This is a genomic window from Reichenbachiella ulvae, assembly GCF_025833875.1.
Lineage (GTDB): Bacteria > Bacteroidota > Bacteroidia > Cytophagales > Cyclobacteriaceae > Reichenbachiella > Reichenbachiella ulvae.
Genome location: NZ_JAOYOD010000001.1, coordinates 842,655 through 867,112 on the forward strand (window position 1 = coordinate 842,655; position 24,458 = coordinate 867,112).

Annotated in this window: 20 protein-coding genes; 15 read left to right on the forward strand and 5 right to left on the reverse strand. The window is 41.0% G+C overall.

The window, feature by feature from the left end; genetic code table 11:
* The first annotated feature begins 5 nt into the window (after positions 1-5).
* From N7U62_RS03100 to N7U62_RS03150, 11 genes are all read left to right on the forward strand, one after another.
* The gene (locus N7U62_RS03100) at positions 6-1,289 is read left to right on the forward strand and encodes a response regulator (protein ID WP_264136415.1); all 1,284 of its coding nucleotides are present in this window, start codon (positions 6-8) and stop codon (positions 1,287-1,289) included.
* Between the two features lie 18 nt (positions 1,290-1,307).
* A complete protein-coding gene (locus tag N7U62_RS03105; protein ID WP_264136416.1) occupies positions 1,308-1,904 on the forward strand; it encodes a chemotaxis protein CheW in 597 nt (198 codons plus the stop codon).
* A 9-nt stretch (positions 1,905-1,913) separates the two neighbouring features.
* Positions 1,914-5,261: a methyl-accepting chemotaxis protein gene (locus tag N7U62_RS03110; RefSeq protein ID WP_264136417.1), complete on the forward strand. Its 3,348-nt coding sequence runs from the start codon at positions 1,914-1,916 to the stop codon at positions 5,259-5,261.
* 18 nt (positions 5,262-5,279) lie between these two features.
* A complete protein-coding gene (locus N7U62_RS03115) occupies positions 5,280-6,029 on the forward strand; it encodes a ParA family protein (RefSeq protein WP_264136418.1) in 750 nt (249 codons plus the stop codon).
* Between the two features lie 4 nt (positions 6,030-6,033).
* The gene (locus tag N7U62_RS03120) at positions 6,034-7,077 is read left to right on the forward strand and encodes a chemotaxis protein CheW (RefSeq protein ID WP_264136419.1); all 1,044 of its coding nucleotides are present in this window, start codon (positions 6,034-6,036) and stop codon (positions 7,075-7,077) included.
* Between the two features lie 16 nt (positions 7,078-7,093).
* The gene (gene cheB / locus N7U62_RS03125; RefSeq protein WP_264136420.1) at positions 7,094-8,128 is read left to right on the forward strand and encodes a chemotaxis-specific protein-glutamate methyltransferase CheB; all 1,035 of its coding nucleotides are present in this window, start codon (positions 7,094-7,096) and stop codon (positions 8,126-8,128) included.
* Positions 8,129-8,140: 12 nt separating this feature from the next.
* Positions 8,141-9,934: a chemotaxis protein CheA gene (locus tag N7U62_RS03130; protein ID WP_264136421.1), complete on the forward strand. Its 1,794-nt coding sequence runs from the start codon at positions 8,141-8,143 to the stop codon at positions 9,932-9,934.
* A 24-nt stretch (positions 9,935-9,958) separates the two neighbouring features.
* Complete coding sequence (locus tag N7U62_RS03135) at positions 9,959-10,594, forward strand: chemotaxis protein CheC (protein ID WP_264136422.1); 636 nt, start codon at positions 9,959-9,961, stop codon at positions 10,592-10,594.
* Positions 10,595-10,633: 39 nt separating this feature from the next.
* Positions 10,634-11,461 (forward strand): CheR family methyltransferase, encoded by an 828-nt coding sequence (locus N7U62_RS03140; protein WP_264136423.1) that lies wholly within the window; start codon positions 10,634-10,636, stop codon positions 11,459-11,461.
* A 4-nt stretch (positions 11,462-11,465) separates the two neighbouring features.
* A complete protein-coding gene (locus N7U62_RS03145) occupies positions 11,466-11,828 on the forward strand; it encodes a response regulator (protein ID WP_264136424.1) in 363 nt (120 codons plus the stop codon).
* 126 nt (positions 11,829-11,954) lie between these two features.
* Entirely contained in the window at positions 11,955-12,839 is an 885-nt protein-coding gene (locus N7U62_RS03150) for a cation diffusion facilitator family transporter (RefSeq protein WP_264136425.1), read from the forward strand.
* A gap of 1 nt (position 12,840) precedes the next feature.
* On the opposite strand, the gene N7U62_RS03155 is transcribed toward N7U62_RS03150, so the two are convergent.
* The gene (locus N7U62_RS03155; RefSeq protein ID WP_264136426.1) at positions 12,841-13,113 is read right to left on the reverse strand and encodes a SemiSWEET family sugar transporter; all 273 of its coding nucleotides are present in this window, start codon (positions 13,111-13,113) and stop codon (positions 12,841-12,843) included.
* An 81-nt stretch (positions 13,114-13,194) separates the two neighbouring features.
* Complete coding sequence (locus N7U62_RS03160; RefSeq protein ID WP_264136427.1) at positions 13,195-13,542, reverse strand: 4Fe-4S dicluster domain-containing protein; 348 nt, start codon at positions 13,540-13,542, stop codon at positions 13,195-13,197.
* A 107-nt stretch (positions 13,543-13,649) separates the two neighbouring features.
* Here N7U62_RS03160 and N7U62_RS03165 point away from each other — a divergent pair, with 107 nt between their 5' ends.
* Entirely contained in the window at positions 13,650-14,645 is a 996-nt protein-coding gene (locus N7U62_RS03165) for an acyl-CoA reductase (RefSeq protein ID WP_264136428.1), read from the forward strand.
* A gap of 120 nt (positions 14,646-14,765) precedes the next feature.
* Positions 14,766-15,317, forward strand: coding sequence for a porin family protein (locus N7U62_RS03170; protein ID WP_264136429.1), 552 nt, complete (start codon positions 14,766-14,768; stop codon positions 15,315-15,317).
* Between the two features lie 10 nt (positions 15,318-15,327).
* Here the strand turns inward: N7U62_RS03170 and N7U62_RS03175 are convergent, their stop codons facing one another.
* On the reverse strand, positions 15,328-16,227 hold the full coding sequence (locus N7U62_RS03175; RefSeq protein WP_264136430.1) for a cation diffusion facilitator family transporter: 900 nt from the start codon (positions 16,225-16,227) through the stop codon (positions 15,328-15,330).
* 120 nt (positions 16,228-16,347) lie between these two features.
* Here N7U62_RS03175 and N7U62_RS03180 point away from each other — a divergent pair, with 120 nt between their 5' ends.
* Positions 16,348-17,205: a short coiled-coil protein gene (locus N7U62_RS03180; RefSeq protein WP_264136431.1), complete on the forward strand. Its 858-nt coding sequence runs from the start codon at positions 16,348-16,350 to the stop codon at positions 17,203-17,205.
* Positions 17,206-17,327: 122 nt separating this feature from the next.
* Positions 17,328-18,080: a phytochrome family protein gene (locus tag N7U62_RS03185; protein WP_264136432.1), complete on the forward strand. Its 753-nt coding sequence runs from the start codon at positions 17,328-17,330 to the stop codon at positions 18,078-18,080.
* A gap of 1 nt (position 18,081) precedes the next feature.
* On the opposite strand, the gene porU2 is transcribed toward N7U62_RS03185, so the two are convergent.
* Complete coding sequence (gene porU2 / locus N7U62_RS03190; RefSeq protein WP_264136433.1) at positions 18,082-23,115, reverse strand: putative type IX secretion system sortase PorU2; 5,034 nt, start codon at positions 23,113-23,115, stop codon at positions 18,082-18,084.
* Complete coding sequence (locus tag N7U62_RS03195) at positions 23,102-24,178, reverse strand: putative type IX sorting system protein PorV2 (RefSeq protein WP_264136434.1); 1,077 nt, start codon at positions 24,176-24,178, stop codon at positions 23,102-23,104. Before N7U62_RS03195 ends, porU2 begins: the two co-directional genes overlap by 14 nt.
* Between the last annotated feature and the right edge of the window lie 280 nt (positions 24,179-24,458).

Consider the following 24,458-nt stretch of genomic DNA (forward strand, 5'->3'; position numbering starts at 1 on the left):
GACCAGTGGCAGATTTATTAAACAGATCTTATAAAAATGATGTAGCTAAGAAGTATACGATTTTGTATGTGGATGACGAAGAGGTAAATCTTCGAGTCTTTAATCGTAACTTCAATAAGTTCTACAATGTCATTACTGCCATTGACGCATTTGAGGCTCAAAATCTACTAGCCTCTAATTCGGTAGATCTCATCATGACAGACCAATGCATGCCACGCATGAATGGTTCGGAGCTGCTGATGAAAATTGTCCCGCAATATCCTGATATTATTAGAATGATCATGACAGGCTTTAGTGATGAGCAGGATATCAGCGATGTAAAAGAAAAAGTGGGGCTGCATAAGTTCCTGAAAAAGCCATGGGATCCGACTCGCTTGAAAACGGAGTTTGATGAGGCCCTGGAGAAAAGAGCTCAGGCGCTTCAGAAGAAGAAACAAGTAAAGGCTGCATCTGAAAAAAAATCAAAGCCTGTCCCTCAAGAGGAAGTGGATTTGCTGGAATCTACCATGTCTTTGGTAGAAGGTGATTCTAAACAGCTGAAGGCTGAGATCAACGATTTGGTGAAAGATGCCAAGTCTAAGCGATCGGAATTTATGGATAGTGGCATCAACTATCTACTCAACTTGAAAGATTCCATGTTGCCAATGCAGCAAGAAATCAAGTTGTTTACCGATGACGCATTCATCATATATGATAAAAATATTGTAAACAAAAATGGCTATTGGTTTGGAGAAGTAGATGATAGAGTGGTTATTGCTTCTTATCATTCTAATACCCATGTGAGAGAATCTTTGTCTCTGAATTCATTTGTAAGCGCTATGCTCAATGAGATAGTGTATAAAGAGCATTGTACAGAGACTGATGAAATTATAAAAAACTTGTCGCACAAAGTGCTTACACGTTTTGTGGGTAAGAACAAGGAGAATACTTGTCCCCTGGAAATTGCAGTTCTTGTTTACGATAAGAATACAGATAAAGTGGCTCATTCAGGAGCACATCATGATCTGTTTTTTCTCAACGAAAATAATGAGTTCAAAGTGCTGATGGGAAATCAGGAAGTGATGGTTCCTGGTAAAACCATAGAGTATGATATCAATGTCATTGGTGCAGGGGATGCCAATGCACTTTATATGGTTCCTTTCAATGTGATTGAAGAAACCAACGACAAAAAGGAAGATACTGAAGCACTAAAAATGCTGTTGGGTGAAGTGTACAAATTACCATTTGGTATGCAGTCCAAAATGTTTAAAGACTATGGATACAGCAGTGTGATTGGTCTTAAGTTTTAAGATAGAATAAGAAAGCGAATGAGCGAGGATACAACTACGAATAAGGATACTCAGTCACTAGATAAGTCGAAACTTTCTGAAGAAGAAAGATTGAAATTGATCAATGAGACGGCACAGGCGGTCAAAGAGATTAATAAGATTCAAGAAGAAAGTGGAGAGAACAAGGAACATGAAGAAACAATCATGTTGGTGGCTTTTGCTGTCGGAAATGAAGAGTATGCCGTTGCTATCGATCAGATCAAGGAAGTAGTGCCTTGTCCATCTATTGCCCCCATCCCTCAGGTGCCTCCATACATCATGGGTGTGTCGAACGTGAGAGGGAATGTTTTGGCGATTGTGGACTTAGCGGTTCGTTTTGGCTTGACGCCTGATGAAGTAGATGGAAGGTTTGTTTTGGTGATGAAAAGTGAGGAGCTTCGATTTGCCATCAACGTTAAATCTGTTCCAAATACGATGTTGGTAAAGAAAAGTGAAATTCTTCAGGCCAATAACATCATCAATCAGTCCACTTTAGGTTTGAACTATGTAAAAGGGATCATCAGAAAGGGACAAAAAATAGTGGTATGGGTCGATATGTTGGACATCATGCAAAATGAGAATATAGGAGAGAATTAATAGTAGCATATGTTAAGAGATATGAATATTAGAGGAAAGATGATTTTCCTCGTGCTTGGAGTAGCTGTACTGATTTATGCAGTGGCACTCACCTATGCAGGTTACAATATGCGGCAGAAATCCATTCAAGATGCTGAGCAATTGGTCAATTCGGTAGCAAGCGAAAAGTCCAATGAGATCAAAGCGCAGCTCGATGATGTGATGTCCTCTATCCGTTCGATGGCTGCTATAGTCAAATCTTATGTAGATAAACCGGCTGAAGAAAGAAAAGAACTACAGGAAACCCTAATGTTCAATATCCTGGAGCAATATCCAATATATGAATCAACCTGGATGAGTTGGGAATTGTATGCGATTGATTCTACCTGGGAAAAGGGGTATGGGCGTGAACGAACCACCTGCTACATGGAAAATGGTCAAAGGAAAACGACCATTTCACTACTCAATTTAGATGGTGATGTAGAGGGGAGTCTTTACCTCCAAACCAAGTTGGATAAGAAGGAAAATATTTCACCTCCCTATACCTATGATGACTATGATTTGAACTCTACGAAAGTCATTCTTGGTACTTCTCCTATAGTTCCGATTTTGGATGACAATGGTAGGTATCTGGGGATGATAGGTTCTGATATGTCATTGGCACAATTCAAAGAAATGGCGGAGTTCGATAACTTCGAGAATGCTTATGCTTTTTTGGCTGCCTATGATGGGACTTTGGTCTCTCACCCGAATGAGGAATTGATCAATACCAGTGTCAATGATTTAAAATTGAACAACTCCCTTGATGTCAGTATCATGGACCGGGTTGTTGGGGGAGATTTTACGCCCTTTACCGTATATGACGAAGTATTGGGTGATAAGGTATATGTGGCGCTTTCGCCTATTTACATTGGTAGGTCTGAAGAACCCTGGCTGGTAGCTACGGTTGTACCCTACAGCGCGATTACCGCTTCTTTTGTTTCTACCTTGATCAACACGGTGATTGTAGGAGTGATAGGCTTGATATTGCTTACTTACATTGTCTACAGCTATTCTAATCAGATTACGGTTGCCATAGAGAGAACCCACCGCGCATTAGCGAACCTTTCAAAAGGTAAGTTGGATAACACTGAGTTAGAGGTTGATAATAAGAATAATGAACTCAGTCAGATGCAGACCTTACTCAGTAAGGTTATCGATGACATGAAAGCAAAAACTGAGTTCGCTACACTGATAGGTGAAGGGAATCTGGATACAGAATTTTCCGCTTCAAGTGAGGGAGATCAGTTAGGTCATGCCTTATTGACCATGCGTCGTAATTTGAAAGTGGCTCTGGATGATATCAGCAATGTAATTGTAGAAGCGGGTGAAGAAGGAAAGCTGTCTTCTAGAATATATACAGATGACAAAGTAGGAGCCTGGTTAGGTTTGGGTGAAAGAATTAACAATTTGATAGAATCTTTCTACAAGCCGATGATGCGTTTTAATAGAATCATGCAGGCCATGTCGACGGGTGATCTCACTATGCGCTATACTGATGCAGCGGCTGGCGATATCAAGAAGATGTCTCAAAACCTTAATTTGGCATTGGAAAACATTGATGGATTGATACATCAGATTTCTCAAAGTGCCATGTTTGTCGATGAGTCATCGATTGAGATGTTGTCCTCTAGTGAGGAAATGAGTACCAATACCAGAGAGATTGCCTCAGCGATTTCTCAAATGAGTCATGGCGCTCAAACTCAGGTATCTAAGGTAGACGAATCATCCAATCTCATTGAGACGATTTTGGCTTCATCCAATGAGATGGGCCAGAAAGCAGAGACCATTAACTCTGTGGCTAAACTTGGTTTGGAAAGTAGTGAGAAAGGGAAGGATATGATTAATAAGGTCATGTTCAATATGGGAGACATCTCTGCTTTCTCGAGTCAAACCAATGATTCGATCAATGTCCTGGCAGAACGTTCAAAAGAGATAGCCAGAGTGTTGGGCGTGATTACAGATATTGCCTCTCAGACTAACCTTTTAGCACTGAATGCAGCGATTGAAGCTGCACAGGCAGGAGATGCAGGTCGCGGGTTCGCAGTAGTAGCTGAGGAAATTAGAAAATTGGCGGAGGATTCGCGCAAATCAGCACAAGAAATTGAGACTTTGATCAATGACGTGCAATCGGATACCCTGGAGGCTACCAAAGTCATTGATGTCATGATGGCAAGTGTGAAAAGTGGGGAAGAGACGAGTAAAGAAGCTGCGGAGGTATTTACGCATATCTTGAACTCCTCTAATGAAACACTGAGCTATTCAGAAGAAATTCTGAATTCGGCCAAGGAGCAAACAGAAGGAATCAACAATGTAGTGTCGATTATCGAAGGAGTGGTAGTGATAGCTGAGCAAACGGCGGCAGGAACCGAAGAGGTGGCTAGTTCAGCCACAGAGCTTTCTTCTGGTATGGAGACTTACAACGAAAAGTCTCAAAAACTCGCAGAGATTGCTGAAACCCTGAAGGAAGGAATCAGCATGGTGAAACTGTCGGGAACCGCGTCTGAAAACACTGCCATTTTCAAAATGAAGGAGGCCTATGAAAAGGAGAAATACCTACTAGACGCACTCTTGAATTACATGCCAGATAGAATTTACTTTAAAGATTTAGATAGTAAATTCTTGAGAAATTCTGTTTCTCATGCCGAGCAGTTTGGATTTGATGATCCAGCCAAATTGGTTGGAAAGAGTGACTTTGATTTCTTTGGTGAGCATGCGAAGCAAGCCTATAATGATGAGCAGAATATCATTAAAACAGGTCAGCCTTTATTGAATCAAATTCAGAGAGAAGACTTGCAGGATGGTGAAATTGCTTATGGTTCTACCACCAAAATGCCTCTTTATGATCTCGATGGCAACATTGTGGGTACGTTTGGTATTACCAGAGACGTCACGGACTTAAAAGAGTCAGAGATTAAATCTGCCGAAATCGCTGAAGAATTGAAAATGAAGGAGCTGGCATACCAAAAGGAAAAATCTCTGCTTGATGCTCTTTTAGATTATATGCCTGATGCCATTTACTTCAAAGATTTGAACAGCAAATTTATCAGGGCGAGTAAATCGGTCGCTCAGTATTTTGGACTGAATGACGCACAAGAAATTATTGGTAAATCGGATTTTGACTTCTCTGACAATGCTCAGGAGGCCTATGAAGGAGAGCAGGCAATTATCAAAAGTGGTAAGCCAAGTATGAATGTCATCTCTGAAGAGAAGAACCCTGACGGTAGTGTCAGAGTGGTATCAAATACCAAAATGCCATTGAAAGACAAGGATGGAAACATCATCGGTACAATGGGTATTTCCAGAGATATTACGGATAATATTGATAAAGAAGACTAAGAATAGAAGATCAACCTTATGGTAATCACAGTTATAAATCAAAAAGGAGGAACAGGAAAGACCACTACTTCGGTCAACTTAGGGTGTGCACTCGCTCTTAAGAAGAAGAAGGTGTTGATGTTAGACCTGGATCCACAGGGAAACCTGAGTTACTGGATGGGAATTAGTGATCCTGAAACGACCATGGCAGAGGTCATGATGGGGGAAGCAAATCTTTCAGATGTTTTGGTGGACAAGGAGGGGGTAGATATTGCTCCTTCAGACATGAGATTATCAGATGTAGAGATCAATATTGCCAGTGCTGATTCTAGAGAATCTATACTCAAGAAGCAGATCAAGAGCATCAAGGATAATTATGATTATGTGATCATTGATTGTCCTCCCTCTTTATCCTTGTTGACTGTAAATGCCCTGACGGCTACTGATAGAGTGATTGTCCCATTGCAAATGGAAGTTTTGAGTTTGCAAGGTTTGGATCAAATAGTCAATAATATCAACCGAATCAAAGAGGTATTGAATGATGAGATACAGATTTTGGGACTGTTGCCTGTGATGGTAGATAGTAGAAGGAATCTGAGCAGAGAGATACATGAGTTTATTGAGGAAAATTATGATCTCAATATTTTCAAAAGTAAGATCAGAAGTAATGTGCGGGTAAGCGAAGCTCCATCTTTTGGGGAGAGTGTGTTGAGTTATGCGCCGAGTTCCAATGGAGCGGTGGATTATAAAGCCTTCGCTAAAGAGATTTTAAGCTTAACAAAGAATTAGCGTTATGCCACTAGGAAAGAATTTGAAGAAAGACACTTTGATTCCATCTGAAAAGAAGGAAGAGAAAAAAGAATCTGTGGCTAAGAAAAAGACAGAAGCTAAAGCTAAGTCAAAACCTAAGGCCAAAAAGGAAACAACTACCAAAAAAGTAGCTGCAAAAGCTAAAGCTGCTCCAAAACCAAAAGCCAAGAAAAAAGTAGCTTCTAAGAAAACTGCTCCTAAAAAGGTAAGTGAAGAGACTAAAGTAGCTCCTAAGGAGGTTGCACAAGAGCAACAAACAAAAGAAGAACCTCAGATGACTCCTGGTCAATTGGCTGCACTTGCTGTGGCAGAAGCGGATAGGATTAAAGCTGAAGAAGAGGCCAATAAAACAGAAGAGGTGGTAGAAGAAGAAGTGCATGACGAACCGGAGATAGTACCAGCAGTATCGCCTTATGAGAAAGAGTATTATCCGGCAGCAAAATATGAGCAGGATAGAGAATTAATTAGAAAGAAAATTGGAACGGTCAAATATTTGACCGAGGAGGAGTATCAGGAAAAGCAGAGGCTGAAGGCCAAATTTGATCAAGAGATTAAAGGTTATGCAGGAAAGGAAATTCAGCTGATTGTTTTCCAAATGGGAGATGAAAAGTATGCCATCGAAATTGATAGAATCAAAGAGGTGGTGCCCACTCCTCGAATATCCAAAATCCCACATGCGCCAAGTTTTATCAAAGGGGTGAGTAATGTCAGGGGAACCGTGATGGTGATCTTGGACTTAGGCCAAAAGTTTGGACTGGACACCAGTGAGAACCTAAAAGAATTTGTTTTGGTGATTCAAAGCAAGGAATTCAAGGCGGGTATATTAGTGGATGAGGTGCCTTTGACTGTAAAGGTCAACGGAGACAACATCGTAAGTTCTTCGGGATTGTTGAGGAATACCTCTCTGGATGAGACATACATCAAAGGAATCATTAAAGGAGAAGAAGATATGATCATCTTCATAGATATAGTGGAACTCGTGCAAGAAGACGAGGTGAGTATTATTTCCCAATCATTGTTGGGCTAAGTAAATATTAAAGACATTGAGTAAGATTCGAGTAGTAGTAGCAGATGATTCAGGCTTTATGAGATTATTGATCTCAGATATATTGACCGAAAGCGGAAGCATCGAGGTAGTGGGAACTGCCATCGATGGAAAGGATGCTGCAGAAAAGGTTAAGGAGATCAAGCCTGATGTATTGTTGCTCGATATGAACATGGGAGAGTATGATGGCCTTTATGCTGTGAAGAGAATCATGGAAGAGTGCCCTGTTCCCATCATCATTCTTAGCTCAATAGGTAATACGAACCTGCAACCTATATTCGATGCTCTTGATTTGGGGGCGGTTGATTATCTGAACAAACCTCAGAAAGGGAATTCCAAACTCAGAAATATCGAGGTGGAATTGATTCAGAAAATAAGGAGTGCTACCCGGGCCAATGCACGTGCGATTCCGGATCCAAAAGCCAAGGTCAATACCTATGAGCATACCTTTAGTGAGAAGAGAAAATATGACGTCATAGTGATAGGTGCTTCGACAGGTGGGCCGAGTGCGATTGAGAAGGTGGTGAATTCTTTGCCAGGCAATTTGAACGTCCCTGTTTTGATCTGTCAACACATGCCACCCAACTTTATTCCCTCATTTGTGAAGCGGTTGAATAGTATGTCTCCCTTACAGATAGAGGTAGGAAGAGAAAACATGAGGCCTAGAGCAGGTTCGATTATTGTCGCTCCGGGAGAAGGCAACATGATCGTGAAGAAGAAGCGAGGAGGTAGTATAGTAATTGAATTTACCGACGAGATATTCAAAGAATATAACAATCCGTCCATCAATGCCCTGATGTTGTCTGTGGCAGAAGCTTACAAGGATAGGGCGATAGGTGTCGTATTGACAGGTATGGGAAAAGACGGTATGTTAGGAATGAAAGAAATTAAAAACAATGGAGGATTTACCATTGCGCAGAGTGAAAAGTCATGTGTGATCTACGGTATGCCAAAGGCAGCTGTGGAGTACAAGGCAGTTGATCGATCTGTGGATATCAAAGAAATTGGTGGGTTTTTAGTGAATAGTTTATAAACAGAAGAAGACTTGGATTCGAAGGAACAACAATATCGAGATTTATTTCATCAAGAGGCGATTGAGAGTTTTGAAGAGCTAAATAAGCTGTTTACCGAACTCGAAAAGGATCATGGCAATCAATCTGCCATTGATTCCATATTCCGAATTACGCATACCATCAAAGGGAATGCGATGGGTATGGGTTTTGATGACATTGCAAAGCTTTCCCATATCATGGAGGATGTAATGGGCGCTGTGAAAAGTGGTGATATTCTTCTCAATAATGATTTGTTTGATAGTCTGTTTACTGCCAATGACAAATTGGGAGCGCTGATTGATGCACTAAAGTCCAATAAAAAGGTAAGCTATCTGGGAATAAAAACGAAGTTGGGAGTGGTGTTGAAGAACGCTGCTCAAGCACCAGCGGCAGTTCCAGACGAAGGAAATAAAGAAGAAAAGAAGGCTCCTGATCCAGTGAAACATTCTACTGCACAAGAATCTGGATCAATGGAGTCTTCTGATTCTTCTGATGAATCGGATAAAGATAATGAAATTGATGAAAGTACTGAGGAGGTAGATGATCAACCTAGTATTACTTTCACAGATGTCATCCAGATTCCTGTGAAAAAGATGGATGAATTGATGAATTTGGTAGGGCAGTTGATAATCGAGAGGGATCGCTTGATCAGTATCAATAGTACCAATGGTTCCAGATCATCTGAGTTCGAAAGTCTTCAAAGAATCTCCTCTGATTTGCAGTATGGCGTGATGAATGCGCGAATGGTGCAAGTTGGATTCCTGTTCAATAAGTTTCACAGGATCGTGAGAGATGTCGCTCACATCGAAAAGAAAAAGGTGAATTTGGTCATCAAAGGTACCGATGTTGAGATTGATAGAAATATTCTAAAAATCATGAGTGATTCTATGATTCACCTGGTAAGAAATGCGGTGAGTCATGGTATCGAAAATGAAGAGAAAAGAAAATCCAGAGGGAAATCTCCTGCAGGTACAGTTACACTCAATGCTCGCTATGAGCGTGATAATGTAGTTATCGAGGTTTCAGATGATGGGAATGGCGTTGATGCTCAGATAATCAAGAAAAAGATAGTAGAAAAAGGGTTGGTCTCTAAAGAAGTGGCTGAACAGCTGTCAGAAACTGAGATCATTATGTACATTTTCGAACCAGGGTTTTCTAATGCTGAGAAGGTAACGGAAATTTCTGGACGAGGAGTAGGGATGGACGTAGTGAAGAAAGCGACAGAGTCTATTGGGGGTCAGATTTCTGTGAAAACGGAGGTAGGCAAAGGCTCTACGATTAACTTGATATTGCCTTCTTCCATGGCTCTAAAAGGAGCGCTGTTGTTCGAGGTGGATCATCACGAATATGCAGTGCCATTGACCTATACCGATGCAGTAGTAAAGGTCAAGAAGGAAGAAGTACATAAAATAGGAGATGGATTGATGACCAATTATTTGGAAGATACCATTTCGTTAGTCTTTCTCGAGGACTTCTTAAAAGCAAAGAAATTAACTGATTTGGCAGAGATAGGTGCCTTGCATCGAACTTTTGATCAATTAGAAGATAATGTTGAATTGGATGTGATTGTTGTTTCATATATGGGTAAATTAGTAGGACTCGTAGTAGACAAACTTTTACAGCAAAAGGAAATATTAGAAAAATCATTGGCTCGTCCCCTTGACCGGGTGAAGCTATTGAGCGGAACTACTATTCTTGGGAATGGTAAAGTTTGCTTGATAGTGGATGTTGGAGCCATCACTGAGTTGTTGTACAAAACGATGGCTCAAAATGCAGCAATGAAATAATGTTTTACAAAAACCATAAACAGGATGTTTAGCGATTTGACTGAAAATGAAAAAGGCATAGCAGATAGGCTGATGAAGTTTGGGCTTGCCAAGGGAGCGCTATCCTTAGAAATGATGGTAGGTAGTCCGGTGGTGATGAAAAACGTAGAATTTGGCGTGCCAAGCGTCAATGGCGTATCGCAGTATACTACCAAGGAGGACCAGAAACTTTACCTGCTCAAAACTGAGCTAGTAGGGGACCTGAAGGGTTTTTGCCATTTGATCTTCTCTGATGAAGACGTGCAAAAAATCCAGACCAAATGCCTTCCAGAGGATATCATGACGACTAACAACTCCCAAAGTAGATTGATGAAGTTGGAATTTATGACCGAGATTGACAATATGGTGGCAGGCTCTGTAGTGACGCAGTTGGCCAACTATCTCAATTTGGAAGTCTATGGGAATGTTCCGATTCTCACAACTATGAAAGCTGCGGAGGCCAATGGCCATATCGACGCTGAGTCTGTTGATCACAATTCTAATATCGTATTGAAAACGATTTACCATATTCCTGAATTGAATATATTCAGTGAATTTGTGTGGTTGTTTCAAGATAGATTTGCGGAATTGATCACTGAATTTTCGAAAAGTGAGAAGTCTAAAGAATTTGTTTCTCTTTAATAGTTCAATAAGTACAAACTTTAATCTAACTGAAAGCGCGTGGTAGAAAGTATATCAGATGAGGAGTTGAATGCTTTGATGCAAGCGATGAAGAATAGGTATGGTTTGGACTTTACCAACTATGAGAAGAAATCCTTTAAACGAAGTATCGTAAGACTGATGATGAAGCATAAGATTGGATCTATGCTGGAGCTTTGGTCAAAGATTTTGAAGGATAAACAGTTTTTTTTAGATGGAATAGATGACTTACTGGTAAACCTTACCGAGCTTTTTAGAAATCCAGATGCCTGGATCATGATTCGAGACAACATTCTTGCCAAGTTCAAGAACAAGTCCCAAATCAAAATATGGCATGCCGGATGTTCTACTGGCGAAGAGGTTTATACCATGAGTATGGTTTTAGAGGATCGGGGAATGCTATATAAAACCAAATCGCTGGCAACTGACTTGAGTGATGCTGCTATGAGCAAGGCAAGGAATGGTGTCTATTCACTCTTGATAATGAAGCAATATCTAAAACCATTTTTAGAATATTTCCCGAATAGAGAAATGGCCGATTTTTTTGAGTTTCAGGAAAAAGACGCGGTTATCAAAGAAGCTTATACTAAACATATAACCTTCAAAAAACATAACCTGGTTCAGGATCCGATGCCCGAAAAATTTGACATAATATTTTGTCGAAATGTTATGATATATTTTGACGAAACTTTGAAAATAAAAGTGCTAAACTTGTTCAATGAATCCTTGAACGAGGGAGGCTTTCTAGTAATTGGGTATTATGATATCATGCCAGACAAAGGCAAGGAGATTTTTGATACCTACGATGTTAAAACAAGAATTTACAAAAAGAAAATAACTAAATACTGAGCTTATGAGCAAGAGAATATTAGTAGTGGACGACTCTATGTACATGCGCACGCTTATCAAAGATGCATTGTCTAACGAAGGGTTCGAGATAGTAGGGGAGGCTCCAAATGGAGAAACTGCTATCGACCTGGCAATGGAGCTAAAACCAGACTTGATTACTTTGGATAATATCCTTCCAGATATGATTGGAACTGATATCCTTAGAGTATTGATGGATGAAGGTTTGGAATCTAAAGTGATTATGGTGAGCGCGGTGGGCCAGCAATCTGTGATCAACGAGGGGATTGAATTAGGTGCGTCTGACTATATCGTTAAGCCATTTACTGCAGATGACTTAGTAGATGTAGTGAAAAAGCACTTGGCATAATATAGTCGTAGAAAACTACATCAATAAGATTTGAAGCCTCTGGTTGGACCAGCAGGCTCATGAGCTGTTTCAAAAGATAGGGTTGTCCTGTACCTACTCTTATGGAACAGCTTTTTTATTCTAAAAATGGACTCTAAAGAATCTTCATCGGCACTCCGTACGAGTATTTTTAGCATAGCTAGTCACGTGGTTCTAGCTATTATCAAGGCCTTAGCAGGTTTTTTAGGCATGTCTTATGCTTTGATAGCAGATGCCATTGAATCGGCTGTGGATGCTTTGTCTTCTATTTTGGTGATGATCGGACTGAATTACGCTCAAAAGCCTGCGGACGAAAATCATCCCTATGGTCATGGAAGGGCTGAGCCGCTGATCACGATGATTGTCGTTGGCACATTGGCCATTTCAGCTGGTATCATCAGTTATGAAAGTATTCAGCACATCATGACGCCACACAAAGTGCCCAAATCATGGACTCTGATTGTATTATTAGGGGTGATCGCCTGGAAGGAAATATCCTTTAGAATTGTGTTGAGAAAGAGTAAACTCTTGAATAGCTCGGCTCTGGAGGCAGATGCCTGGCACCACCGTAGTGATGCGATCACTTCAGTAACGGCCTTTATCGGAGTATTGACTGCTGTGGTTATGGGCAAAGGCTATGAGACTGCGGATGATTGGGCAGCGCTTCTGGCATCAGCTTTTATCTTATACAATGCCTACAAAATTTTTAGACCTGCATTGGCGGAAATTATGGATGAGCATATTCACGATGAATTGATTCAGGATATAAGAATGGTGTCTGTCAAAGTAGAAGGGATAGTAGGGACAGAAAAATGCTTCGTCAGGAAGGTGGGTATGAATTATCACATCGATTTACATGCGCTAGTCGATGGTTCTATTTCGGTAAAAGAAGGACATGATCTGGCTCATCAACTCAAAGATCAATTAGTAAGCGATTTGCCCTTGATTGGTCAGGTGTTGATACATATAGAACCAGTAGACCTGTCCATGTAGTTTACTTGGCAGAAGGTTTGTCCCTGTACTTGATGATCATCACCAGTATGGTAAAGGTGAAGCAAAAAGTAATGCTATTAGCAAGAATAATAGGCATGGCATTTTGAATGAGTCCATAAACGAACCATAAGGCTACTCCTGTATTTAGCGCTATATACATATTTAAGGAAAGATCTCCTGTATGTTTGGTTCTTATGGTTTTTAGCGCTTGGGGAACAAATGAGATTGTGGTGAGCAAGGCTGCAATCATCCCGACAATATTGGTGATGTCCATTTTTTTAATCTTTAATAATAATAGGAGAGTGAGAGTCGAGAGGAGATAAAAAAAGCTACGATCAACGTAGCTTTTCATGATTTATTCGTCGTGAAGCCAGGCTTTCTTTGCCAGTAGCTCTTCTTCTTCTTCTACATAGTCTGGGTCATCCACACAGCAATCTACCGGACAGACAGCTGCACACTGTGGCTCCTCATGGAATCCGTTGCACTCGGTGCACTTTCCTGGAACGATGTAGTACAAATCTTCTGACACAGGTTCTTGCGGTTCATTGGCATCTACCTGAGTCCCGTCTTCTAGCTCAACTTCGGTTAGACTAGTTCCACCAGCCCAATCCCACTCAACTCCGCCTTCGTAGATCGCGGTGTTTGGGCATTCCGGTTCACAAGCCCCGCAGTTGATGCATTCATCGGTAATAATAATTGCCATTTGATATTACTTTATTTATGCTAAAAATTAAGTCTGCAAAAATAAGCCTTATTTTTGCCTGCCAAAGATTTTCTGGCATTAGTTTACTTATACGATATACCAAATATATGTTTGTTGAGGAGAGGATTAAATTATTTGTTGCACTGGGAGAAAGACTCAATAGTCTGACAAACGACGCGAAACAGGAACTATTTGTTTTAGCCCATAACGGGAACAGCTGGTTTACAGAAGAAAGTGTGAAGCTGGCGCTAGAAGGGATAGGAGAGTTTCTAAAGAAAGATTCATTGGAGAACTGGCTGTCGCAGTATGATTTAAAAGAAGTGAGCCCAAAGCGCATAGGTGTGATAGCAGCGGGCAATATTCCTTTGGTGGGTTTTCATGATGTGATGACAGTCTTGCTGTCCGGTCACCATTTGATGATCAAACCAAGTTCTGATGATACCTTTCTGATGAAATATGTTTTGAATCTGCTAGGAGATATCGATAGTCGGATAGTTGAAAGATATTCGATAGTAGAACGTTTGAATGAAGCTGATGCTTATATAGCAACTGGCAGTGACAATTCTGCTCGATACTTCAAACATTACTTTAAGGACAAACCCAATGTAATACGCGCCAATAGAACCTCTGTGGCAGTGCTGACAGGTGAGGAATCTCCAGAAGAGTTAGAAGCTTTAGGCCAGGATGTGTTTAAGTATTTTGGTTTGGGTTGTAGAAATGTATCTAAACTTTTAATTCCATCCTCTTTTGACTTATCTCGATTACTGGATACCTGGGAAGGTTATGCGGCAGTAGGTGATCATCATAAGTATCGAAATAACTATGATTATAATAAATCGATCTATCTGGTGAATCGCGAACCTCATTTAGACAATGGTTTTGTGCTGCTGAGAGAGTCTCCTGATCTGGTTTCGCCTATTTCGGTTCTTTATTATTCTCGATTCAATTCTACAGCTGATATTGAAGAGTTTCTTGCCAATCAAAAGGAGAAAATTCAATGTGTAGTGGGTAAAAATTACATTCCATTTGGACAGGCCCAGTGTCCAAAGGTGGATGACTATGCCGATGGAGTGGACACGATGGCGTTTTTATCCAGCCTGTAATGTCACATATGTTAACAAATGGTTGTTTAATCTGAGAATTAGATTGATTAATTATTGGGTTCTGTTATTTAAGACTATCATCGCAATTCAAAATTAACTCTTAATCAACCTAATAAATCAATGATAAAATATTTGCCTGTAATCGCTCTGTTTCTTGTGTTAATGACTGGGGCGTTTGAATCTCATTCGCAAGTTTATGTTGGAGCGGGCTATGCTGAGGCCATGTTAAGCAAAAGTGGGATAGATGATGTCCATGGTATGGCCATAACCATTCAAAAACCTTATCCATTTCAAAACCGGGAAAAATGGTCTTTTGATCCTAGCCTAAAGGTTTGTATCCTTAACAGTCGTGCTACTCAGGATTTTTATCCAGCGATGAGCACTACTTTGGGTTTCTCACCACTCTTTTCTTATCGATTGGTAGGGCTGTCCTGGTTGGAAATTTCCCCATTTGTTGGGCCATACGTGGTTTGGCTAAATTGGTTAAAAGGAGATATTGATCTTCCTACTCGATCCACCTATGCCAACGAAATGCTTTATGGTATAGAAGCAGGCCTGAATATTGATTTTAAAATTAATGATAAGTGGCAAATTCGTTTGACTCCTTTTAGTCATCAATGGAATCAGGATTATTATAGACAAGGGGTTATTTCAGTGGCAATTGCCTTGTAGGGGAAGCCATTCAATCATGCCGGTCCACAGAGGTGTCACATTCTCCTTCTAGCTCTAGTTCGATAGTAGCATGTTCGATGGCTTCTTTTTCTAAAAGGGCTCTGGCGTCTTGCTTTATTTGCGTACGTTGAGAGAAATCTTTTTCCTTATGTAGGACCAAATGTACCGTCAGGACGTGATAGTCACCATCCATGCTCCAGGTATGTAGATCATGGATGTTTTTTACTGCCGGTATACTCATGAGTCTTTCTTTGATACTATTCAAATCAAGATCGCTTGGCGTGCCCTGTAGTATGATTTTAAAACTAGCGAATAGGTTTTTGAATACATTGAATAGAATGTAGGCCGCAATTAGAATCGAAAGAATAGGATCTATGATCGGGATATCATAGAAAGTCATGACTATGCTTCCAATTAGCACCGTTATCCATCCCAATACATCCTCGAGTAGATGAAGAGAGACCACTCTTTCATTCATGGATTTTCCTTTTCTGGTCTTAAGTACTGCAGCTCCATTTACAATTATCCCTAAAATGGATAACAAGATCATACCATGTGTATCTGGTTGCTCTGGACTTATGATTCTTGGTATGGTCTCGATCAGGATAAAAACAGACCCTCCTAATAGGACCATCGAATTGATAATAGCACTCAGAACTGAGAAACGTTTGTATCCATATGAGAAGCTATGTGTTCGCCCTTTGTGCGACAATTTTTGGAAATACCAGGAAGAGAGCAGGCTCAGTGAATCCCCTAAATCATGTATAGCATCAGAGATAATAGCCACGCTGTTCACATAGAAGCCACCTACAAATTCAAGAATAGTAAATCCAAAGTTGAGGAAAAACGCGGTCTTGATATTTTTGATATCCTGATGGTCGTGGGTGTGATTATGACTATGGTTGTGCATGAATTAGGAATTCTGGTTAGGATAAACCGTCTTGCTTCACTAAATTAGATAAGTGTCGATAAAACTTGGTTATTGTTATTGTGATTTTAAAGTTTTTTCTGGCTCGGAGCTATGGAATAAATGAAGGAAGAGAAGTTCACATTTGAAAAAAAAGTATTGTTGGGAATATGCGTGATTGCCTTGTGGCGTTCGGCGTTCTCCATATATCAGTTATACGCTGGAGAGATTGACGAATATAATTTGATTGGTCAAATTCTTCTGTTTTTGGTGTATTCTGGAACCATAGCTTTTCTATTGATCAAAGGTTATCGTCCTTTTCTAGGAGTCGTTTTTGGTGTTCTATTCACGGTTTTTAATGCGTTTTTATGGATCCATAATGGAGGATTGGAGCGACTGGCCGATGAAAGCATGATTGCAGCTTTGCTAGTGGCAGCTGTGCTTAATCAGAATCGAAGTATGAAATGGATGGTAGGTTTCGTCCTCTTTGTACAGGTGCTTTTGCTCTACTTGTGGGAGTTTCAATTTGATTTGATTGCTTCGTGGGTTGGTACGCTGGGATATCAGGTTTTAAGGTATCAGGTAGTGTTGGTGCTAGTGACTTTCGGTATGATCTATTTTGCCTTTCAATATGATGTGGACAGGAAAAAGCAGTGGAGCAGAAAAGCGCAGCTTCATGAAACCATGGCCGAGATTAGAAAGGAAAACATAAAATTAGAGCAACAGGAAAAAGAGTTGAACAAGTTGAATGCTTTGTTGGAACGAAAGGTGAAAGAGAGGAGAGAGGAGTTGAGAAAACAAAACCAGTCGATCGAACAGTACATAGAATTGAGCTCTTCGAAAATATCTCCAAGTCTCAATGCCATTACGACGTATATAGCCAAGAGCCAATTTTATAGCAGTTATGGTGAACTACTAAAGAGGTCCGGTTCGAATCTGGTTAAATCGTTTATAAAGATTCAAAACAAGGCCGATACTTAATGGACGTTCAGCATAATTTCCAATCCCCCAGTGCTTTTCGATTCTATAAGCAACTGCTGAAGATCTCGATGTTTTGCTTTATCATGATGGCAGTTAGATTCTCTTTTTTTGAATTTGATTCAGTGAATTTATCCTGTTATCTAGCGATGACTTTGATTACTGGTTTGGCTTGGTGGATGGTTAGAGTACCCAATTTGATGGCTTATTCTGTGTTTGTGCAAGTCACTGCCCTTGTCGCATTATTTGTCGTGGTTTGGGTTCACAATGGAGGCGTTTATAGTTCGTACTCTACAGCTTATTTTACGATCATGTTGGTTCTGATTTCTGTCATGCCAAGAAATTTCAAGATCTCCTCTCTGGTCCTATTTTGCTCTATAACTCTTATTTTGAGTACGTTTTTTAATTACTCGATTTCTCCTGAAGCCGCTACTAGTTTTTGGATGAATGTGGATTATCTGATGAATTCGGTTTTGATTGCCATTTGTATTCTATTCGTGAAAGACGATCTGGAATCCGAAAGGATCACTTATGACCAGTACAACGAACAGATTGATCGTTTGACGGAGCAATTATTCGAAAAGCGTAAAAAGCTGCTGCACCAGAGAAATAAAATTCAAAACACTAAAAACAACCTCGAGAAGATCGTAGAAGAGAATACTGCCGAACTTCGAGAAAAGAATGAATTACTGGCTACTTATGCCTATGACAATGCGCATATCCTAAGAGCTCCGCTGTCTAATATATTAGGACTCATTGAGATTCTGGAAAATGACACTGATGAAAGCACAAAAAACTCGGCTGTGCTAAAGGAACTCAAAGAGCAAGCCCACTCTTTGGATGCTCTGGTAAAAAAGGTTAACGTAATTTTGAAATAAGCTATCTCAAGATATACATCTTTCCAAAACCATTTTTGAAGCCTTTGTCTCCCGCTGTTTTTCTATGTTCGAAGTTCTCTCCTGGGTTTTTAATCATTACCCTATACAAATAAACGCCATTGGCCAATAGATCTCCATAGTTGTCTCTGCCATCCCATGCATACTCAGATAGGTTGTTGCCAATTCGGATGGGGCCTAATTCATCCATGAATATTTCCTTGACGACACGGCCACTGATGGTCATGATTTGGATCTTAAGATCCTCAGGATAAGTGTCTCCAGTCAATGTGAAAACGAAGCGAGTGCTGCTTGAAAATGGATTTGGGTAAGGGTAGAAATTGGTGATAGTAGATTCATTCACCACCTCAAAATTGATTTCGTAAGGTTCAGTTCCAGAGGCATTGCCAGAGGCGTCCGATACCTGAACGCGCAGGCTGTAGACACCATCTTCCAATTGCTGTGGAGTATAATCGATACTGAAATCCTGCTGATCAGATGCTGCTTGCCAATTAACATTTGGATGGCTAAACGCAATTCTTTCGTAATCACAATTCTCGCAGGGAGAGCGTAAATAAAGGTTCATTCCCAAGGTGTCTTCCTTCATCATGTATTGGTTGTCATCCTTCATGCTAATTCTAATCTGTGGGCTAGGGGAGACGATGTCTCGATCCATGATTTTGATCCCATCGAACAGCACTTCTAATTGTGGATTGTATGTGTCACCTGATACTGTCATGAATTCCGCCCTCCTGAAGCTGTTGTTGTTGAGGTAGATCTCTGGTTGATCTTGTGAGTTGACTTCCAATACCAGGTCGCTCGTACCCACATTGCCCAGCGTTCTGAGGTCAATATCGAATTGGGCAGAGTCTCCGGCGGCTAGAGCCGCCAATAAGGTTGAATCATACAAAACTATGTTTTGGGTATTGTTCAACCATCGGTAATCTACTCTTACGGAATCTTGAAAGCTCTTATTAGAGATATTCCAAAAGGTGTATTGGTGCTGTTCTTCCTGCCCTTCTTCCAGTGCTATGCTTTCAGTATTCGTATTGTGATTTAATAATACTCCCTCAGCTTCGGTTTCAAAAGAAACCTCCCAGGATTGTAACTGATAGGGAGAAAATTGTACATCGTCTACTAAACCTAAATCGATGCGGAGGTAGGGGTATTGGAGGGCATCTATTGTGCTCAAATCGTAGATCATGTCTGTTCCGTTACCAGCAAGTGGAGCCTCATTGCCATCTTTATCTATTCCTATGATTTGAATGTCAAATTGATCATCTCCAGGATTGGTTGAAGCATTTAGGTTGATGGTAGCGCTTTGCCAGGATCTGGCAGGGCCTATCTTAGTAGTACTGATTTCTCCAGTATCGAAGCTGCCTACCACTGCCTGATTAAGGAATAATGTTGCTTCGCTAGGAGGGCTGGTCACTGGAAGTACTTCTACAGCATTTTCACCTGTGTTTTTAACTCCAAGAAAAATAAATGGATCACCTGGTATCAGGTTGTCGATAGTAGCACGGTCGACACCTAGACTTTCTAGGGCTAACTTGAATTCTTCAGTCCAAATGCCATAATCAAATATTCCCTGAGAGAAAATCAAAACCTTATCACCATTGGACATAGCATTGATGTAGTCTATAGGAGTAATTGAGCCGGAGAAGTTTCCTTCAGTAAAATTGAAAATGTACTGAGGGAGTACGCCACAAATCAGCGCATTGAGCTCTGGTGGGGAATTAAAGGTGATAGGACTGAAAGGTGCCGAGGATTGTCTTTGGAAGGCCAAAAAGTTGATGGTATTGTTTCGGCATTTAGAGTTAGCCAGATTTGAATTGGATATAAAATAGTTTCGACCTTCGAGGAGGACCTGTGTATCTTCAAAGGTCTGGGTAGGATGATTGGCTCCATAGGTCTGTACGCTTAAGTTCAAAGTGGAAGTTTCAAAGTCCCAAATTCCATTGTCGGTATCCAATGTAAGACCTACCCGGTTCGATTCATCCAGCTGATCAAACGAGTACTGGGCCCAACCTTCTGACGCACTAGGATCGAAGGTAAAGGAAGAAGTAACCCAATCACTATTCTCCTCAGGTAGAGGGTCGCTAAATCTTGTGCGCCAATAGAATACCGTCTGAGCAGGAATATTACCCTTTGAACTTAAGTCGAAGGTGTATTTGGCTATCACCTTTGCATTGGTTGTTTCGCTCACCAGATAGGGGCTGTTGAAAGTTTTAGTGGTGTCGATCTGAATGTCATAATCTCTGGTAGCAGACATCAGGTTGCTAGATTGGAAGTAGAAATCTATGCTATTGGTGTTTTGAATGCTGTAAGCAGCTGGTAGTAAATTCAATGTACTGCCGTTGCTGAGAAACAGATCAATAGTAGCACTATTGTCTGTTTTGTCTAGCTCCTCAATTTCGTCAAAAGGATCAATTTCGATTCGTAAGCTGTTCTGGCCAGCAGCATTGCTCACTTGGTTGTCAATGGTCATGCTAAGGGTTTCCTGACGCAAGACGGGATCATAGATCAAGGGGCCATAAGTGCTAGTGCTGCCATCTGCAAAGGTTCTGACCACCTGAATGGCCAGAGGAGTGTTGTCATAGATTCCGAAATTCTTCACATCAAATTCTAGCTGAAAGGAATCTATAGTGGCTATCAATTGATCCTGATTGAAAGTCTTGATGTTTACCAGGTTTTCGTTTACGGCATAGTTGGCCTTGTCCGCACCAAAAACCTTTACAGCTGGATCTCCCTGAAGGTTGGTCAATTGTACCTGTGCGATGTTAGTGCCAGACGTGCCATAGCTATTGATGTATCTTTTGGAAGCCTCTGCCTTGATCTGGCCTACACCGAGACTGGTGTAGTTTGGGTCATTAAATGCCAAACCATAAAACTGATCCGTGTAGCGTTTCAGATTCCCAGAATAGGCCACATGACTATGTGCCATAAAGGCTGTTGCTCCCAAATCAGGCGTCAAAATCCAGTCCACCCCGAAAGATTCGTTTTCGCTGAAAAAGTCACCGGCCAGACAGCCATTGACCATGAAGGTAGGGTATTTTCCTTTGTTGGAATAGCCGAAGGAGGGATCAGAAACCAGACCGATCTCAATGTCTGTCACACTACCGCTGGCATGCCCAAAGAAAGTTACCATCATGACTCCATCATTGATTTCGTCAGAAATGTTGATGAGTTCGACTTCTGTATTGTTGTTTTTGGAGATTTGACTGGATTGCCCACCTAACACAGGCTGCTGTGCCAGCTGAGCAAAATTATCTATGTAAGAACGGAAAGCATTGAGCTCTTGCTCCGAATTGCCTCCACTTAGGTGGACTAGATTTTTCCTTCTTAGAGAATTGTAAGGGGTGCTTTCTTTTTCTATGACTTTGGCCAGGTAGGCTTGGATATGGTCGGGCTCTGAGGCATTGATACGGCCAGTAGGAATACTTTCATAACTCGATCCTCCATCCAGTCCTGCGGTAAATTCTGCATCCCCACCTGGATCGCCAAAGGTAGGTACAAAGTGTCTTACAGTCGCTGAAGCAGGGTCCTGGCGATAGTATCTGGATTGAAGTCTGGAGCTTTTTCCGATGAGGAAAAGAAATTCTGGCGTGCCATTCTCATACATGTATTCGCAAAATCGCTTGATAGCTAATGGGGAAGGATTGCCATAATTGAATTGATTGAAAATTTGGTCAATGTCGAGATCAAGCACGGTGTGACTACCACCTGCAGCTGATTCGCGGTAGGTTTTGTAAGCGGCGACCTGGTCTCCAGAGTTATCAGTGGTGTTGGCTCTAAGTGCTTCGTGGGTGATGATGAGATAGTCGTATAAACTTGGATCGAAATTGTTGAAAGTCACAGGTTCGATGCTGCTTATGCTTTTGTATCCGGATTGTGTGTATAGCGACCGATTGAAAGTCGAAGTGTTGTCTACGATGGCATTGAACTCTGAGACAAATTCATTGACTCCTATGAAAATGGGCTCTTCTTTATTGCTGATGTCAAGTAGTAGTATGTTACTTAGGCTATTTTGGAAACTGAGGTAGGACTTGTCATTTAGATTTGTTTTAAGATTGATGTAGTGATCCGAACTGTTTTCCAGATCAAAGCCCTTACTGTAGTTGATTTTGATGTAGGAGATAGCGACTCTATCTTGTCTGCCATCTACGCCCAGCACATCTGCTCTGATATACAGCTCTCCAGCTGCTGAGATGTCCGTCCATTCCAGATTCTGACTGACAAGATAGTTTTCGTCTCCGTTGAAACTAGCTGTTTCGATTAATCGCACATTTGTGCTCGAGGGCCCTACATATACTTCTACATTGTGACCATTGTTGTTGCCTCCGGCTAATAGAATTTCAATATTGGGGATGTAGTTGTCTTGAACCGTTTGTGTTAGACCCGTTAGGGTTTGTTCTATTGATTGGTTTCGAGTGACAAAGGCGCCTGTCCAACCTTCGAAATAATCATAACTTCCCAAAAGGGTTTCATCTGAAAATCCATAGCTCAGACCCTGATAATAAGAAGAGGTGTTGACTTGTAATTCTTCAGAAATGAAATAATTCTCTGGAGACAGCCCTCCAACGTTGTTTTCTTTGAACTCCAACATACGGTTGCCAAAGTTTGGATCCAGGCGGTAGGTTAAAAAGTAAGCGGATGAATCAGAATAGATGTTGTAGTAGGTGTGCGGCTGAGCTTCGGGTGTTACATAAAGGGGCGTATCGGTGGTTCCGTCATTTTTCTCTGCATAGAAAGCAATGAAGTCATTGGTGTTGAAACTGCCATCTCCTTCGCCCTCGACAAGAATGTCTATTTCTACTCCTTGATGGAATATTTGAAACTTGCGCGGATCAATGCTGCCAACGGGAAGACCTGCTGCTGCTAATTCACTTCTACTTATTCTATAGATGCCATTTTCTGCAATAGGGATTTTGTAGTAGCTCTGGTTGTAATTGATCCATTCATTGCCATAGGGCTGTGCCTGGCTGATCCAGCTACATAGAATGAATACGATCCATAAGAGAAGCTTACTTCTTGTCATTGAATGTGGCTTTAATAGAAATAACATGCGAATAAGGAGACTCTGTTTGATCTCCAACGTCGGTCAGGGCATAGTCAATACAGAATTGGTTCAGTTTAACACCTACACCAAAGTTGGGCTGAAATAGTGTGGTGTAGCTTCTGTCAAACTCTTGGATCTGCTGAAACTGACCGATTCCCCCTCTGATAAAGAACTTGTCCATATAGCCCAGTTCGACTCCTGCTTTTGGATCCAAAGAGATCACATCTGATTTTACCAGTGTATTGCGTTTACCATCCAGAGTGGTTTCGAGATCTACGGAAACAAGCGCTGACATTTTTTTCAGGAACTCAATGCGATAGCTCACGCCCAAAATGGCTCTTGGTAAGGTGATTTCGATAGAGTTTTCAGGGATCTTGTTACCAGTCTGGGTGTAGATATCAGCGACCAGTGAGGTATTGTGGTTCCATGTGTTGTAGGTGCCGGTGATGTCTTTGAGCATCAGCCCGATTTTTAGCTTTTTTATTGACTTCTGGAAACCGATGTCCAGTCCATAGCCCCAGGCAGAGGCAAAGCTGCCTGCATTTCGATATATGATTTTGGCGTTTAGTCCACTTTCTATTCCTCCCAGAATTTTAAGTTTTCGCGCATAGCTGAATAGAAAGCCATAATCAGCAGAGGAGAAAAATTGTATGTTGTCGTAGTTGATGGCGCCATTGGCATCATAGAGAAATCGGGTATCAGGAATGTCATCTATACCCAGACGAATGGCCGATATGGCCAGTGTGCTGACCTCATCTATTTTGGCAGAAAAGGCTGCATAGTCATAGTTGGCAATCCCTGCAAAATATTGGGCGTGCATCAGTGAACCTGCGTAATCGTCTGTTTGGTAATTGAGGCCAGCGGGATTCCAATATCCCGAGGAAATGTCATCACTTACTGCCGTAAAAGCCCCACTCATAGCCAATGCCCTGGCATCTACACCGATGGCCAAAAATTCATTGCTATACTTTGGCGCATTGGTCTGCGCCTGTAAGGAAAAGGTAAGAATGAAAAGGCCTAAGGCAAGTGTGGTTACTTTCAATTTTTGACTTTATAGAACTAAACAGCTTAAAGTTAGAAACATTGCCATGACTGTTCAAAAGTATTGAGGATTAGAAATGTCACGGGGTTCAAAAAAATGTCTGAAGGTCTATCAGTTTGACTTATGTCGTGAAATCATATCACTATTCTATGAATTTTTAGAAAAAGTAAAAAGTTTTAACCCAGTACTTGGCTATGCAAGGTACTTTTCCGTAACCATTACTTAACCACATAACAATCTGAATTCTGAAGCTATGATTTCATTATTAATTGTCTTATTC

What these genes read in the sequence shown, in the direction of transcription:
- N7U62_RS03105 (WP_264136416.1), top strand. Translation starts at nt 1,308, where the DNA reads ATGAGCGAGGATACAACTACGAATAAGGATACTCAGTCACTAGATAAG.
- N7U62_RS03110 (WP_264136417.1), top strand. Translation starts at nt 1,914, where the DNA reads ATGTTAAGAGATATGAATATTAGAGGAAAGATGATTTTCCTCGTGCTT.
- N7U62_RS03170 (WP_264136429.1), top strand. Translation starts at nt 14,766, where the DNA reads ATGATAAAATATTTGCCTGTAATCGCTCTGTTTCTTGTGTTAATGACT.
- N7U62_RS03165 (WP_264136428.1), top strand. Translation starts at nt 13,650, where the DNA reads ATGTTTGTTGAGGAGAGGATTAAATTATTTGTTGCACTGGGAGAAAGA.
- N7U62_RS03115 (WP_264136418.1), top strand. Translation starts at nt 5,280, where the DNA reads ATGGTAATCACAGTTATAAATCAAAAAGGAGGAACAGGAAAGACCACT.
- N7U62_RS03150 (WP_264136425.1), top strand. Translation starts at nt 11,955, where the DNA reads ATGGACTCTAAAGAATCTTCATCGGCACTCCGTACGAGTATTTTTAGC.
- N7U62_RS03160 (WP_264136427.1), bottom strand. Translation starts at nt 13,542, where the DNA reads ATGGCAATTATTATTACCGATGAATGCATCAACTGCGGGGCTTGTGAA.
- N7U62_RS03145 (WP_264136424.1), top strand. Translation starts at nt 11,466, where the DNA reads ATGAGCAAGAGAATATTAGTAGTGGACGACTCTATGTACATGCGCACG.
- porU2 (WP_264136433.1), bottom strand. Translation starts at nt 23,115, where the DNA reads ATGACAAGAAGTAAGCTTCTCTTATGGATCGTATTCATTCTATGTAGC.
- N7U62_RS03135 (WP_264136422.1), top strand. Translation starts at nt 9,959, where the DNA reads ATGTTTAGCGATTTGACTGAAAATGAAAAAGGCATAGCAGATAGGCTG.
- N7U62_RS03175 (WP_264136430.1), bottom strand. Translation starts at nt 16,227, where the DNA reads ATGCACAACCATAGTCATAATCACACCCACGACCATCAGGATATCAAA.
- N7U62_RS03180 (WP_264136431.1), top strand. Translation starts at nt 16,348, where the DNA reads ATGAAGGAAGAGAAGTTCACATTTGAAAAAAAAGTATTGTTGGGAATA.
- N7U62_RS03120 (WP_264136419.1), top strand. Translation starts at nt 6,034, where the DNA reads ATGCCACTAGGAAAGAATTTGAAGAAAGACACTTTGATTCCATCTGAA.
- N7U62_RS03155 (WP_264136426.1), bottom strand. Translation starts at nt 13,113, where the DNA reads ATGGACATCACCAATATTGTCGGGATGATTGCAGCCTTGCTCACCACA.